This window comes from Erythrobacter sp. GH1-10, from assembly GCF_045363165.1.
Classification (GTDB): Bacteria; Pseudomonadota; Alphaproteobacteria; order Sphingomonadales; family Sphingomonadaceae; genus Erythrobacter.
The window spans coordinates 41,651-55,529 of sequence record NZ_JBJFLP010000001.1 but is presented as its reverse complement, the minus strand read 5'-3'; the positions used below and the strand labels follow the sequence as shown (position 1 = coordinate 55,529).

Sequence of the window (13,879 nt, the reverse complement as noted above, 5' to 3'; positions counted from 1 at the left end):
GGCCACCGCGTGGATCGTCGGAGGAATTATCACTCGTGCGGTCAGTCATCGCGCCCTCCAATACAGGAACCGTAGCGATAGCACGGTGACTGGCGAATTCGGAACGGCTTATCAACATGCGCAAACGGCAAGGGCAGTGCGGATCGAAACCCGCACTGCCCTTTCGCTTCTCGCCTTGTCGGCGACGTAGCGTTGTCAGGCTTCCGATCTGTCGATCGGTTCGAGCGAGCCGGGTCCCTTCGGTGTTTCGATTTCGAGGCAAGTGCCCTTGTCGACATAGGTCCAGGCGTTGCCCTGGTAATCGACGGTGCTGGTGCCGGCGCAGCTGGTGCCGGGCCCGGCGGCGCAATCGTTCTCGCCCGCTTTGGAAACGCCGTAGCATTTCACCTTTTCGCCGCCGCCTGCGTCGGCGAGCGCTTCGGCTTCGGTGGTTGCCGCGCCTTCGCTTGACGGCGCATTGCCTCCGCCCGAACAAGCCGCGGCCAGACCGGCCATGGCTGCAAGGGTAATCGATCCGGTAATACGGGTGCTCTTCATAATGTCCTCCTGTCCAAAATTCTCACGACAGCACTTGCGTGCGCCGTCATCGGGCGATTCGCAGTCAACCAGCGTTTGGTTACAGGTCAAAGCGCAGAAAGTTGAAGCGACGCGAAAATCTGCCGGGCGCAAGCCGGGTTTTGCAGTGCGCGCGATAAGCCGCTAAGCGCCGCCGCAAGCCTGCCGACGGCCCGCAATGAAGAATGGGGACATGATGTCTACAGCTGATCAATCCGCAGAAGCATCGGGCCGGTCCAAGGCCGAAGTGCTGATCGAGGCGCTGCCCTATTTCCAGCGGTACGCCGGTCGTACTTTCGTGGTGAAATATGGCGGCCACGCGATGGGCAACCCGGAGGCGGCGCGCGATTTCGCAGAAGATATCGTGCTGCTCAAGGCGGTCGGCATCAATCCGGTCGTGGTTCACGGCGGCGGGCCGCAGATCGGCGAAATGCTCTCTCGGCTCGGTGTCGAAAGCACCTTTGTCGATGGCCTGCGCGTCACAGACGAGCAGACCGCTAAGGTCGCCGAAATGGTGCTGTCTGGCGCGATCAACAAGGAAATCGTCGGCTGGCTCGGTGCGGCGGGCGGCAAGGCGCTCGGCCTGTCGGGCAAGGACGGCAGGCTGGTCACGGCGAGGAAAGTCGAGCGCACGACCCGCGATCCCGACAGCAATATCGAAAAGGCTGTCGATCTCGGTTTCGTTGGTGAACCCGCGCATGTCGACACCAGCGTGATCGACACGGCGGTCGCAGCGGGCATGATCCCGGTTATCGCCCCGATCGCAGGCGGGGATGACGGGGCGACCTACAATATCAACGCCGATACGATGGCGGGCGCGATCGCGGCGGCGCTTGGCGCGGCACGTCTGTTCCTGCTGACCGATGTCGCGGGCGTGCTCGACGGCGAGGGCGAGCTTCTGACCGATCTCAACCCCGCCGACATCGCCAAATTGCGCGAAGACGGGGTGATCAAGGGCGGGATGGTGCCGAAGCTCGAAACCTGCGTTTCCGCAGTGGAATCGGGCTGCGAGGCGGCGGTCGTGCTCGATGGCCGCGTGCCGCACGCCATGCTGCTTGAGTTCTTCACCGCGCGCGGCGCGGGTACGCTGGTGCGTGCCTGAGCGCGCTGCTAGTGGCTTGATACTGGCCATCGGCGTATTACATCGCTAATACGCCTATCAGGGACTGCGGAAACAAGCAGAAAGAATACAGGATAATTCAATGTCAGGTTTGCTAGCGGTACAACAGATTATCGGCATGCTGGTGCAGGTGCTGGTGATGCTGATCATCATCCAGTTCGTGATCGGCCTGCTGTTCGCGTTCAACGTGGTCAACACCTCCAACCAGTTCCTGATGCAGGTCTACCAGTCGATCAACACACTGCTCGATCCGATCCTGCGACCGATCCGCAAGATCATGCCCAATACCGGCGCGATCGATTTCTCTCCGCTGGTGCTCATCCTCGGGCTGAATATCCTGCTCATCATCGTTGATGCGGCCATCTACGGATGACCGCGACGAGGATTGACGGAAAGGCGTTCGCCGCGCGCCTGCGCGAACGGGTGGGCGACCATGCCGCGCGCTTCGCCGAGGTCGCCGGTCGCAAAGCGGGTCTTGCAGTGGTGCTCGTGGGCGAGGACCCTGCGAGCGACGTCTATGTCCGTTCGAAGGGCAAGGCGACCCTCGCGGCCAATATGGAGAGCTTCGAGCACCGCCTGCCTGCCGATACCAGCTCCGCAGCGCTGCTGGCGCTGGTCGAGCGGCTCAACAATGATGACCGGGTCGACGGCATCCTTGTGCAGCTTCCCCTGCCCGAACACCTTGACGAACAGAGCATCATTGCCGCGATCAGTCCCGACAAGGACGTCGATGGCTTCCATGTGATCAATGCCGGGCGGCTGAGCGTCGGCCAGAGCGGTTTCGTACCCTGCACACCGCTCGGCTGCATGATGCTGCTGACCGACCGGCTGGGAGACCTGTCGGGGCTCGAGGCCGTTGTGATCGGCCGTTCGAACATCGTCGGCAAGCCGATGGCGCAACTGCTGCTCGATGCCAACGCCACCGTCACGATCGCGCACAGCCGGACCAAGGATCTTGCCGGTGTGGTCAAGCGCGCCGACATCGTCGTTGCAGCGGCCGGGCGCCCGGAGATGATTCGCAAGGACTGGCTCAAGGACGGGGCGACCGTGATCGACGTCGGCATCAACCGCCTGCCTCCCGAACCGGGCGCGGAGAAGGGCAAGCTGGTCGGCGATGTCGCCTATGACGAAGCAGCCGAAGTCGCGGCTGCGATCACTCCGGTGCCTGGAGGCGTAGGCCCGATGACGATCGCCGTGCTGCTCCGGAATACGCTCGTCGCAGCCTATCGCAATGCCGGGCTCGAGGTTCCGGACGACCTTTGAGCCCGGTCAGGCTGGGTAAATCCGCCGCATTGCACTCGCCGGTCGAACGCATTCAAGGGGCATCATGAACAAACCAGCTCTTATCCTTGCGACGAGTATTGTCGCGCTGGGTCTGGCATCCTGTGCAGGCCAGCAGCGCCGCGGACCGCCACCGCAGGTGATCGATCGCGCGCTCAAGGGGGCTCCGGGTGAAGCCCAGCCGAGCACGATCGTCGCGACCGAGAGCGCCTTCGCCCGCGCCGCACGCGAGCAGGGGCAGTGGACCGCGTTCCGCGAATTCGCCGCGCCCGGTGCGCTGATCCACGGCCGGAATGGAACGATCGTTGCCGAACCGTGGCTGGCGCAGCAGAGCGATCCCGAAAGCCCGGTCCAGTGGGGCCCGCGAACCGTGGTGATGAGCTGCGACGGTGCGACTGCCGTCAGCGTGGGGCGCTTCCAGACGCCCGAAGGCATCGTCGGCAACTTCGTCACCGTGTGGGAGCGTCAGTCCGACCGCGATTACAAGTGGGTCTACGATGTCGGTGGCCCGGACGTGCCGCAGCCACCGCCGCGCAAGCAGTTCGAGGACGGCGATATCGTTGTGACCGCGATCGATGCGGTTCAGGGGCTGGTGGCGACCTGCCCACGTGCCGGTGAAACCGTGCCGCCGCCGCCCGCGCTCTCGCTTGCCAGCGACAATCCGGGTGCTGCCAAGCTTTCGCGTGACGGAACGCTGAGGTGGCGCTGGGAGCACCTGACGGATGGGCGTAAATTTGTATCCGCGGACTATTTCTTCAACGGCCGATGGGTGACTGCGGTCGAAGAAACGCTTGCATCCGGCCCCGAAGAATGATGAGGGGCGGCGCGTCCGCCACCACACTTTTTCGGATTGATCCGGCCTCATGGTCCTGACCGAGCTTTTCATCTCCGCCTTCATCACGCTGTTCGTCGTGATCGACCCGCCGGGCTGCGCGCCGATCTATGCCGGGCTGACCAAATCGGCCACGAGCGCACAGGCGCGCAACATGGCCCTGCGTGCCACGGCAATCGCAGCGGCGATCCTGACGATCTTCGCATTCTTCGGAGAAGACCTGCTGAGGGCGCTCCACATCCAGCTCGACAGCTTCCGCATCGCAGGCGGGCTGATGCTGTTCTTCATCGCCTTCGAAATGGTGTTCGAGAAGCGCACCCAGCGCCGCACCGAACGTGCCGAGAAAATCAGCGCGTCCGAGGTCGAGGACGTTTCGGTGTTCCCGATGGCGATGCCGATGCTCGCCGGGCCGGGCGCGATTGCGGCGATCATGCTGCTGATGAACGAAGCCGATGGCATGGCCGAAACGCTCGAAGTGTTCGCGGCTCTCGCAGCTGTCCTGCTGATCACGGCTGCTGCACTGGTCGCGGCGGGGCCGCTTATCCGGTTGCTCGGCGACAAGGTCGAGGCGGTGATCACCCGCCTTCTCGGTGTCTTGCTGGCTGCCCTCGCGGCGCAATATGTGATTGACGGCCTGCGGGGTTCGTTCCCGATTGCGGGCTGAACAGCCGATCAGGCCAGCGCGACCGCGATTCCCCCCGCCGCCCCAAGCGCCGTTATCAACGTTCCAAAAGCGCCGAGGGCGCGCATGGCAGCAAAGCCCTTGCGCGCCCCCGACAAGTCCTCACCGTGCGACCCTGCGAGCGAAGAGAAGCCTGCTGCATGGAGCAGACGTGCGACTGCGAAGAGCAGACAGAGCGCGGCGAGAAACGGGGTTTGGCCAACGAGCAGTTCGAGCAAGGCGAGCACGGCAAGAAAAAGACCGGAGTTTTCGGCCAGGTTGCCGTGTCGCCTGACGCGACGTTCCATGTTCTTGTCGTCGCCGAGACCGATAAAGGGCCCCTTGAGACGGCGCGCGCCGACCCCGACCATCAAGACGGCCTGCATGACGATCAGGAATGCGCCTAGCGCCGCTGTGTAGATCGGAAGGTTCACGCTGGTGGCTCCTGTTCGGGAAGGCGCTTCTCCGGAAAGCCGATGAGTGCGAGCGATGCATGGCCGGCATCGAGCAGCCGGGCCGGATCGGAAGCGACGCGGGCGGAGGCGAACGCACCGTGGAGGAGTTGCGTCAATGTTCGCCCAAGAGCGTCTGGATCACCCTTCACCGCCCGCGCCGCAATCGCGTCGGACGCGATTTTCGTAAGATATCCCTCGACCTGATCGAAGACCGCCTGGGCCTCGGCCCGGATTTCCGGCATCTCCTGTCCGAGTTCGAGGGCGAGGCCGACGATCGGGCAGCCGAACACGTCGCCATCGGTTTTATATGTGGCAAGATGGACGCCGTACGCATAGCTGTAGATCGAGGCGAGCCGGTCCTGCGGCAGCACATATTCATCGAATGTGGACTCGAAGATGAGCTCGAGAGACAGCGCGCCGTTGTACTTGACCACAGCCAGGGCAAGATCGCGTTTGTCGGCAAAGTAGCGATAGACCGTCGCCTTGTTCACCCCAGCAGCATCGGCGACGAGATCGACCGACACGCCGTGAAAACTGTGCCTCCAGAACTGCTCGGCCGCCGTTGCCACGATGTGGGCACGGGTGCGTTCGCCTTTTGTGGGAAGCGCAGCGATATTCATAAGTAACCGTTTAGTTACTTCCAGCGCTGGCCAAAAGCTCTCTTGTGCGAAATCTTGTCGCAAAATCGGTGGACCGACCGACCAACCGCGCGCGCACTTTCTAGCGACCGCTCACAAACATCCGGCCGCCATGCGGTTATTGCAGGGTCATGATCTCTTCGCCGCCATCGCTGCGACCGAAAAACTGCATCAACTGGACCAGCAACTCGCATCGCACCGAGAGATTTTCGGCCTCTAGCAGCGCCTGTTTCGATGCGGGATCGAAAGGCGCGATCTGCGAGACGCCGTTGATGAGCGACTGGTCGTCAAGCCGCTCGACCGAATCCCAGTCGACAGAATAGCCCTGCCGATCAGCGAACTTGCGCGCCTCGGCCTCGAACCCGCCGCGCTGAGCGTAGCTCAGAGTCTCGTTCTCGTCGTCCTCGATCAGTTCGGCTTCGACCTGGCGGAAGGCGGTCGTCACATCGAGTTCGCGGATTACCCGGAAGCGGCTCTGTCCTTCGAGGATCAGATTGTAGCGACCATCGTCCATCGCCTCGATCTCGCCGATCCGGCCGACACAGCCGACCGTAAACAGCGGTGCGCCGTCAACCGGCTTCTGCGGCTGGATCATCGCGATCCGGCGATCGCGCACCAGCGCGTCACCCACCAGCGCGCGGTAACGCGGTTCGAAGATGTGCAGCGGCAGCTGCAGTCCCGGGAACAGGACCGCGCCGGGGAGGGGGAAGATGGAGAGACGTGTCGCCAAGCTATTTCACCCGAACAGGAGCTTGGACAGGCGACGGCGGGTGGCAACCACCCAATCGTCTTCAAGGCCGATCGCCTCGAAAATCTGTAACAGCTTCGCGCGTGCCGCGCCCTCGTTCCATTCGCGATCTTCCTCGATCATGGCGAGCAGCGTGTCCGCCGCCTCATCGCGCTGGCCAGCGGCAAATGCCGCTTCGGCGTAGGCGAGGCGCGCGTCCATGTCGGCGCCGTCGGCCTCGGCCGCGGCCTTGAGCGAAGCAAGCTCGCCCTCGTCAACCTGCGTATCGGCAAGCTCGAGCGCGCTTTTCGCAGCGGTTACGGTCGGATCGCCGGCAAGCCTCGGATCGGCCTCAAGCGCTGCCATCACCTGCTTTGCTTCGTCGACCTGGCCGAGCTGCACCATGGCGCGCACCAGCCCTGCGTGAGCGGGTGCGTTGTCCGCGGCGAATTCGGTCACCTGAGCGAAAATGCTCGCGGCCCGCTGGGCGTCGCCTTCGGACAAGGCATCCTCGCCCATCTTCACGAATTGCGCGATTTCTTCGGGCGAGGGGCCTTGCTGCGCGCCGTTTTCGCCGCCATCTGCCCCGGCCTGGATCGGCAGCTGCTGGAGCAACTGGTCGAGCACCTGCTTGAGTTGCGATTCGCTGCGCGCGTTCGTCAGGTCGGCCACCGGCTGGCCCTGGAACATCGCGTAAACGGTCGGGATCGACTTCACCTGGAACTGGCCGGCGATGAATTGCTCTTCATCGACATTGATCTTCGCAAGCACCACGCCCTTGTCGGCATATTCGGCGGCGACCTTCTCGAGCGTCGGGGCGAGCGCCTTGCACGGTCCGCACCATTCGGCCCAGAAATCGATGATCACCAGCTTGCTCTTCGAGGGCTCGACCACCTCTTTCTGGAAGCGCTCGACGGCTTTCTGTTCTTCGATGTTGAGACCCATGCTGGCCAAGGGAATGCTCCTGCTGTGTTTCGTGTGAATTTCGTTGCGCTCAATGTGGGGCATTTTTGCCCGATGTGAAGCGCCGAGTGCAGCTTGCCGCTGCGCTGAAGGTTTCGAGGCTGGCGATCAAGGCGAAATTGGGCGATTTTGGGCTTGCAGCGTTCGCGGACCACTGTTAATTGCGCGCCTCCCCAGCAGGTAGGCGGTTTAGTCGCCGAATCTGCTTGGCGCCAGTGAGCGGGCGTAGCTCAGGGGTAGAGCACAACCTTGCCAAGGTTGGGGTCGGGCGTTCGAATCGCCTCGCCCGCTCCATTTTCCGACATCTTAAGGCGGCAATCCATCCGGCCACGGTTGGGCCTTTCGTCGTGCACACTTCGCGTTCCATCGAACCGGCTCCGAAGTCGGTTGATCGGGAACGAAAAGGCGTTATGTGCGTGATACGTTATTACATCCTTCAAGAATACGGAATTCAGATGACCTCTCACGTTTCGCGTATCGCTATCGTCACCGCATTGGCGGCAACGGCGCTCTCGACCCCGGCGTTGGCGCAGGAGCAGGATGCTTCGGCCACCCAGGAACGCCTCGAAGACGACCTCCACAATCGCCAGGTCGATTACAAAGGCAACATCATCGTCAGCGCGGACGGGCTGGAGCAGCTCGATATCCTGGCGGGAACCAGTGTGTTCGAAGCCGAAGAAATCCAGCGCAACCTGTCGGGGCAGATCGGCGATGTCCTCGCCAAGCTTCCCGGCGTCTCGGCCACAAGCTTTGCCCCGGGATCTTCGCGTCCGGTGCTTCGCGGCTTCCAGGGCGAGCGCGTACGGGTGCTGGTCGACGGGATCGGGACGGCCGATGTCTCGAACACCTCGGTTGACCACGCGACGTCGATCGATCCCCTGACTGCCGAGCGGATCGAGGTTCTCCGCGGTCCGGCGGTGCTGCTCTACGGTTCGCAGGCGATCGGCGGTGCGGTCAACGTGATCGACAAACGCATTCCGATCCGCGTTCCCGATGAGGGCTTTCATCTCGATGCGCTGGTTGCCGGCGACACGGCGAGCGACCTGCGCACCGGTGGCGCTTCGCTGGACATTCCGATCGGGCAGAATTTCGTCTTTCACGTGGACGGCAGCTGGCGCGAAACCGACGATCTCGACATCCCCGGCTTTCAGGTTGCGCCGGAATTGCGTGCGGGGCTGCTCGAAGAAGCCGCCGAGGAATTCGAGGAAGGCGAGTTCGAGGAAGCGGAAGAACTGGAGGAGGCCGCCAACCAGCAGGGCTTCATTCCCAACACCGCGAGCGAGACCTGGACCGTGAATGGCGGATTTGGCGTGATCATCGGCGAGAGCACGTTCGGCGCTTCGGTCGGCTACTACAACACCGATTACGGTGTGCCTACGCGACCGGGGGCAGGACATCACCACGGTGAAGAGGGCGAAGAAGAAGAGGAAGAGGAAGAGGAAGGCGAGGAGCTGGTCTCGATCGGCCTCGAACAGCTGCGTGCGGACTTCAAGGCCGATATCGCTCTCGGCGACGGTTTCTTCGAACGCCTCAAGCTGCGCGCGGGCTATTCCGATTACACCCACACCGAATTCGAAGGCGAAGAAGTCGGCACGGTGTTCGAAAGCGATAGCATCGAGGCGCGGCTTGAACTGATCCAGAACGAGAGTGGCCCTTCGCGCGGATCGATCGGTGTGCAATATCGCTATCGCGATTTCTTCGCCGAAGGGGCGGAAGCCTATGTTCCGCCGAACGTGACCGACCAGTTTGCGGTATTCGCGTTGCAGGAATTCGGCACCGGACCGTTCCAGATCGAGCTGGCAGGGCGCTTCGAGACGACCGATGTCGAAGACACCGCAAACCGGATCGCGCGCGATTTCGATACCTTCTCCGGCGCGGTCGGCTTGATCTTCGAAGGCGACGAAGCGCTGCGTGCCGGGGTCAACATCTCGCGCGCCGAGCGCGCTCCGAGCGCCGAAGAGCTGTTCTCGAACGGCCCCCACATCGCCACCCAGGCCTTCGAGATCGGTGATCCCGACCTCGAATCCGAAAGCGCCTGGGGCGTCGAGGGCTTCGTGCGCGGACGGCTTGGTACCGCGCAATTCAATGTCGCGGTCTTCCAGCAGTGGTTCGACAACTACATCTACCTCTCCGAGACGGGTCTCGAGGAGGACGAGCTGCCGGTGTTCGTCTATCTCCAGCAGGATGCCGACTATTTCGGGGTCGAGGGCGATGTGACCTTCCCGGTGTTCGACAATGGCGGCTTCGGACTCGTCGCCGATCTCAGCGGTTCCTACATCCGGGCCGAACTGGGCGATGGAACCGATGTGCCGCGCATCCCTCCGCTGAGCCTGCTCGGCGGGTTGGAGGTGCAGACCGATGCCTTCGATGTGCGCGGCGAGGTGCAGTGGTTCGCCGAGCAAGACAAGGTCGCGGCGTTCGAGACGGCTACCGACTCCTTCACGCTGGTCAATTTCCTCGTCTCGTGGCGCCCGCTGCCGAGCCGCGAGAACATCACGGTCCAGCTATCGGCGGACAACGTTTTCGATGTCACCGGCCGCCGCCATGCGAGCTTCACCAAGGATTTCGTTCCGCTCGCCGGGCGCAACATCAAGGCGAGCGTTCGCCTGAGTTTCTGATTTCCGGGTTCTCTCCGGGAAGGGCGGGACTGGCTGGCGCCGGCCCCGCCCTTCTTTATCGAGTGCGCGTTCAGCTCTCCGCCGCGAAGCTGATCTCCGCGTGTTCCTCGAGACGCTCCACGAGGTCTTCACCGAGGAACGAACCCGGCGTTCCGATCCCGCCTGGCCCGTCGCTGTTCGCCAGCGCGATTCCGGTTTCGGCGAGCATCCGGCTGGTCGATCCGTAACCCGGATCGTACTTGCCCTTCACGCCGTAACGGAACGATTCCCCGTCGCCCATCTCGGCGACGAACAGCACGTCGTAAAACCCGTTCTCGCGCTGCTCCTTGGTCGGGCCTTCGCCGGGCTTAGGGGGCTTCGCGCCGAACGGATTCTTCATCATCTCGGCGGCGGCTTCGGCCATTTTCTTGCCCGCTTCGCCCGGGCTGGTGAGCATCATCTCGTCATAGACGAAGTCCTCGCCATAAGGATGGCCGAGCAGGAAGTTGGTGCGGTGTACGTTCTTGGTGTTGATCGGCGCCATCACGAAAGGCGCGGCCCATTTGTCGACGTCCTTCTCGTATTTCGGGACCATGCCCGAGGGCTGGTCGGGCCCGTCGAAGCCCGGTGCGAGCGCAAAGGGATCACGCAGCACGTTGATGATCTTGGGGTTCTTCGCGGCGGCTTTCATCGTCGCGCCGAGGCTCGCGGCGGTCCCGCCCGAGAAGGTCCCCGCCATCGCGCGCACGCGGCCCCGGATGCGCGGCGCGGGCTTGCCATAGCGCTCCTTCGCCACCTTCTGCGCCATCATCACCCCGAGATCGAAGGGGATCGAATCGAACCCGCTCGAGAAGCAGATCCGCGCGCCCGATGTCTTCGCGTTCTCTTCGTGCTCGGCGATCTTCTCCGCCATCCACGCCGGCTCGCCGCACAGATCGGCATAGTCGGTGCCGGTCTTGACGCAGGCGGCGACGAGATTGTCGCCATAGAGCTGGTACGGGCCGACCGTGCTCAGAACGACCTTGGTGCGGTTGCACATGGCTTCGAGGTCGGCGGGATCGTCGGCATTGGCGACGATAAGCGGCGTATCCTTCGGCGCGCCGATTTCGTCGCGTACCGCCTCGAGCTTGTCCATGCTCCGCCCGGCCATCGCCCACTTGGGGCCGTCCTTGCCATTGCCATAGTGCTGATCGAGATATTCGGCGACCAGACGTCCGGTGTATCCGGTGGCGCCGAAGATGATGATGTCGAATTCGCGGGTGTCAGGCATGGGGTTCTCTCCAGCTCTTCATTCCAGCGGAAGCTGGAATCTCAATAGTTTCAGTTAAGCATTTCGACGGGAGATGCCAGCACAGGCTGATCCGGCGAGACCATGTCGATCGACGCGAAGGTGACGAAGTTGACAGGGTGTCACTCTCGAGAATCCAGAATTTCCCATTTGAGAATAATGGCTTGCACGGGAAAACCGAAGTTGACACTTCGCCGGATCGAAAAAGAAAGTGCGATCAGGGTGAGGTCCGCCATCATCATGCGGGAATAATGGCAGGCTGCGGCGAAGTAGGAAAACAGCTGGTGGCCGAGCGCCGCCGGACAGCGCGCTTCGATCCCGTTCGTGCCCGAGATCCCGGCGACCTGTTCGCCCCAGCGCTGCCGGGTCATCACGTCATGCCGGTTTGTTCGCTACAGCGCGGAAAGCTGCGTTCCAACCGCAATGTCGGTTCCCCACTCGCATGATCTAGGTGAGGCTGACGACCGTGAAGACGATGGCGGCGGTGTAGATCAGAATGCTGATAAGGATGAAGGCAGGGTTGATCCGCTCAGGCAGGCTGGCCTGGGCAAGCTCCTGGAATCGCGCCAGCAGCTCGGGCCAGGTGTAGGATACGAAGTCGCCCTGCGACATCACGGCGATCAGCTTGCCGCCTTCATCGACGATGGGCAGCCGCCGGAAGCGCTCGTTCGACATCAGCCGCAGCCAATCGACCAGTTCATCGTCGGCCCTTGCGGTCCTGACCGACGTTGTCATGATATCCTCGACCTTCGTCTTCTTGGGATCGAGATCCTCCGCGATCAGGCGGCGAAAAATGTCGCGTTCCGTCATCATGCCGATAACTTCATGCTGGTCATTGACGACGATGATCGAACCGTAATTGTTGGCCGCCATCGGTTTGACCGCATCGAAGACGGTCGTCCCGGGCGAACACGTCAAAGGCTTGGGCTTTTGTCCGAATTCCTTGCGATCGCTGATTTTCATTCCAGGATGTCCCCATAGAGTTTGGGGAAGCGGCGCTGACCCGAGGCGATGGTGCGCCTGCGATAGCGCTGGATGCGCTCGCTGCCTGCTTCCCTACGTTTGCGCTGGGTCAACGGCTCAAGCTGTTATTGTTTCCAAAGAGCCGCCGCGTGCCCCGCCGATCCTAAGCCGGAACCGCACGGATCGATGAACGCAGATTGCCTTGCCGAGGTTCGATTGCCGGCTCGCCGGCCGATTTCACATCGAGAGGCTCTACAACCGCGGCAGCGTTACGCCCTTTTGGCCCATATATTTGCCGGCGCGGTCCTTGTAGCTGGTTTCGCACCGTTCGTTGCCTTTGAGGAACAGGAACTGGCATGCGCCTTCGTTGGCGTAGATTTTCGCGGGCAGCGGCGTGGTGTTGGAGAATTCGAGCGTGACGTGGCCTTCCCAGCCCGGCTCCAGCGGCGTCACGTTCACGATGATCCCGCAGCGCGCATAGGTGCTCTTGCCAAGGCAGATCACCAGCACGTCTTCAGGCACGCGGAAATATTCGACCGTGCGGGCGAGCGCGAAGGAATTGGGCGGGATCACGCAGACATCGGTCTCGCGATCGACGAAGCTGTTCGCGGCGAAATCCTTGGGGTCGACAACCGCGCTGTCGACATTCGTGAAGATCTTGAACTCGGGCGCGACCCGCGCGTCATAGCCGTAGGACGAAAGGCCGTAGCTGATTACGCCTTCGCGCCGCTGCGCTTCGACGAACGGCTCGATCATGCCGTGCTGCTGCGCCTGCTCGCGTATCCACTTGTCGGAAAGAATCGCCATCAGCGAGTGATTCCCGATTGTGCGAAGGGCGGCAAGCTGCGGGGCGGATTTATCCGAAGGAGTCTTGCCTCAAAGCCGTGCTTCGATGCCGCCGTCCTCGGGGGACGCCGGCGCATCGCTGCCCCATTTGTCCGCATCGCGCTTCTTCACTGCGTAGGATAACAGCGTCACTTCGCGCTTGGCGACGATGTAGGCATAGACCAGCCCCGCGACGAAAAGCGCGCCGCTGATGCCGGTGGTGAAGGGCACCATGCCGAATGCCGTCGCAAGGACGATCAGCGCGATGGCAATACAAAAAACGGATAAGGTTACCTTGGACAAGCGATCCTCGTGGCCCTGCGGTTGGTGTTTCGCGAGGGGGAATACGCGGTCCGATCTGATCAATTGATTTCGGCTAAGTGTTAATTTCGCCTTGCCGAGCCGTCATTGCGGCGCAGGATCGTCACTTGATTTGCTTCGCGCCCAGCTGCGGGTTGAGCGCGGTGATGTGGTTGAGCCACTTCTTCGGGCGGCGCAGCATGTCGTCGGGATATTCGACTTTCAGCCCGACGATCTGCGCCATCGCGCCGACGAAGTGGATGCAGTTGCGCTCGTCGAGGATGTAATATTTACCCGGCGCGTCGCGCCACTTTTTCATCTCGGCGACGATCTGGCGGTACTGGTCGTCGGTGATCGTCAGCGAAAAATGCCGGTTGGTGCTCTTGAGGTATTTCGGCTTCTCCACGCTGATGTCGTGATAGACCGGGCCGCTGAGGATCGCGGGCGACACCTTTTTCGCGGTGAAACCGTAATTCTCGTTGATGACCTCGCCGGTCTCGTCGAGCGTCCCCTCAAGCACGATGAAGGTGTGCGGGTAGCGCCCGAACAGCACCGAGCCGTTGAAGCTGTGGAAGTGGATCTCGACCGCGGCGAGCGCGGGCCCGCTCCACACGAGCGCGACGAGGACGAACAGCTTGACGATGAATCGGGGCATGGGCCGCTGATTATCGCGC

At 62.4% G+C, this 13,879-nt stretch carries 17 protein-coding genes and 1 tRNA gene; 7 read left to right on the top strand and 11 right to left on the bottom strand.

Annotated elements, in window-relative coordinates:
• Positions 1-195 precede the first annotated feature (195 nt).
• A complete protein-coding gene (locus ACI5KX_RS00280; RefSeq protein ID WP_406808678.1) occupies positions 196-537 on the bottom strand; it encodes a DUF2282 domain-containing protein in 342 nt (113 codons plus the stop codon).
• A 214-nt stretch (positions 538-751) separates the two neighbouring features.
• Between ACI5KX_RS00280 and argB the strand changes: the two genes are divergently transcribed.
• The 5 genes from argB to ACI5KX_RS00255 all read left to right on the top strand — a co-directional run bounded on the left by argB (position 752) and on the right by ACI5KX_RS00255 (position 4,452).
• On the top strand, positions 752-1,657 hold the full coding sequence (gene argB / locus ACI5KX_RS00275; RefSeq protein WP_406811287.1) for an acetylglutamate kinase: 906 nt from the start codon (positions 752-754) through the stop codon (positions 1,655-1,657).
• 100 nt (positions 1,658-1,757) lie between these two features.
• A complete protein-coding gene (locus tag ACI5KX_RS00270; protein ID WP_406808677.1) occupies positions 1,758-2,048 on the top strand; it encodes a YggT family protein in 291 nt (96 codons plus the stop codon).
• On the top strand, positions 2,045-2,938 hold the full coding sequence (folD, locus tag ACI5KX_RS00265; RefSeq protein ID WP_406808676.1) for a bifunctional methylenetetrahydrofolate dehydrogenase/methenyltetrahydrofolate cyclohydrolase FolD: 894 nt from the start codon (positions 2,045-2,047) through the stop codon (positions 2,936-2,938). The genes ACI5KX_RS00270 and folD overlap by 4 nt, the downstream gene beginning before the upstream one ends.
• 64 nt (positions 2,939-3,002) lie before the next feature.
• A complete protein-coding gene (locus tag ACI5KX_RS00260) occupies positions 3,003-3,770 on the top strand; it encodes a hypothetical protein (RefSeq protein WP_406808675.1) in 768 nt (255 codons plus the stop codon).
• Between the two features lie 55 nt (positions 3,771-3,825).
• Positions 3,826-4,452, top strand: a complete 627-nt coding sequence (locus ACI5KX_RS00255; RefSeq protein WP_406811286.1) for a MarC family protein — start codon at positions 3,826-3,828, stop codon at positions 4,450-4,452.
• 8 nt (positions 4,453-4,460) lie between these two features.
• On the opposite strand, the gene ACI5KX_RS00250 is transcribed toward ACI5KX_RS00255, so the two are convergent.
• From ACI5KX_RS00250 to trxA, 4 genes are all read right to left on the bottom strand, one after another.
• Positions 4,461-4,883 (bottom strand): MAPEG family protein, encoded by a 423-nt coding sequence (locus tag ACI5KX_RS00250; protein WP_406808674.1) that lies wholly within the window; start codon positions 4,881-4,883, stop codon positions 4,461-4,463.
• The gene (locus ACI5KX_RS00245; protein ID WP_406808673.1) at positions 4,880-5,473 is read right to left on the bottom strand and encodes a TetR/AcrR family transcriptional regulator; all 594 of its coding nucleotides are present in this window, start codon (positions 5,471-5,473) and stop codon (positions 4,880-4,882) included. The genes ACI5KX_RS00250 and ACI5KX_RS00245 overlap by 4 nt, the downstream gene beginning before the upstream one ends.
• A 187-nt stretch (positions 5,474-5,660) precedes the next feature.
• Positions 5,661-6,272 carry an LON peptidase substrate-binding domain-containing protein gene (locus ACI5KX_RS00240; protein ID WP_406808672.1) on the bottom strand — a complete coding sequence of 204 codons (612 nt, stop codon included), beginning with the start codon at positions 6,270-6,272 and terminating at the stop codon, positions 5,661-5,663.
• Between the two features lie 6 nt (positions 6,273-6,278).
• Complete coding sequence (gene trxA, locus ACI5KX_RS00235; protein ID WP_406811285.1) at positions 6,279-7,214, bottom strand: thioredoxin; 936 nt, start codon at positions 7,212-7,214, stop codon at positions 6,279-6,281.
• A 237-nt stretch (positions 7,215-7,451) separates the two neighbouring features.
• On the opposite strand from trxA, the gene ACI5KX_RS00230 reads away from it, so the two are divergent.
• Both ACI5KX_RS00230 and ACI5KX_RS00225 read left to right on the top strand, forming a co-directional pair.
• Positions 7,452-7,526: transfer RNA gene (locus tag ACI5KX_RS00230), tRNA-Gly, on the top strand.
• 161 nt (positions 7,527-7,687) lie between these two features.
• Positions 7,688-9,850, top strand: a complete 2,163-nt coding sequence (locus tag ACI5KX_RS00225) for a TonB-dependent receptor (RefSeq protein WP_406808671.1) — start codon at positions 7,688-7,690, stop codon at positions 9,848-9,850.
• A gap of 70 nt (positions 9,851-9,920) precedes the next feature.
• On the opposite strand, the gene ACI5KX_RS00220 is transcribed toward ACI5KX_RS00225, so the two are convergent.
• The 6 genes from ACI5KX_RS00220 to ACI5KX_RS00195 all read right to left on the bottom strand — a co-directional run bounded on the left by ACI5KX_RS00220 (position 9,921) and on the right by ACI5KX_RS00195 (position 13,860).
• A complete protein-coding gene (locus tag ACI5KX_RS00220; protein ID WP_406808670.1) occupies positions 9,921-11,099 on the bottom strand; it encodes a saccharopine dehydrogenase family protein in 1,179 nt (392 codons plus the stop codon).
• Positions 11,100-11,239: 140 nt separating this feature from the next.
• Positions 11,240-11,488, bottom strand: a complete 249-nt coding sequence (locus tag ACI5KX_RS00215) for a hypothetical protein (protein WP_406808669.1) — start codon at positions 11,486-11,488, stop codon at positions 11,240-11,242.
• A gap of 76 nt (positions 11,489-11,564) precedes the next feature.
• On the bottom strand, positions 11,565-12,080 hold the full coding sequence (locus tag ACI5KX_RS00210) for a CBS domain-containing protein (protein WP_406808668.1): 516 nt from the start codon (positions 12,078-12,080) through the stop codon (positions 11,565-11,567).
• A 252-nt stretch (positions 12,081-12,332) separates the two neighbouring features.
• Positions 12,333-12,887, bottom strand: coding sequence for a dCTP deaminase (dcd, locus tag ACI5KX_RS00205; RefSeq protein WP_406808667.1), 555 nt, complete (start codon positions 12,885-12,887; stop codon positions 12,333-12,335).
• Positions 12,888-12,956: 69 nt separating this feature from the next.
• A complete protein-coding gene (locus tag ACI5KX_RS00200; protein ID WP_406808666.1) occupies positions 12,957-13,208 on the bottom strand; it encodes a hypothetical protein in 252 nt (83 codons plus the stop codon).
• Between the two features lie 121 nt (positions 13,209-13,329).
• The gene (locus ACI5KX_RS00195; RefSeq protein ID WP_406808665.1) at positions 13,330-13,860 is read right to left on the bottom strand and encodes a hypothetical protein; all 531 of its coding nucleotides are present in this window, start codon (positions 13,858-13,860) and stop codon (positions 13,330-13,332) included.
• Positions 13,861-13,879: the final 19 nt, after the last annotated feature.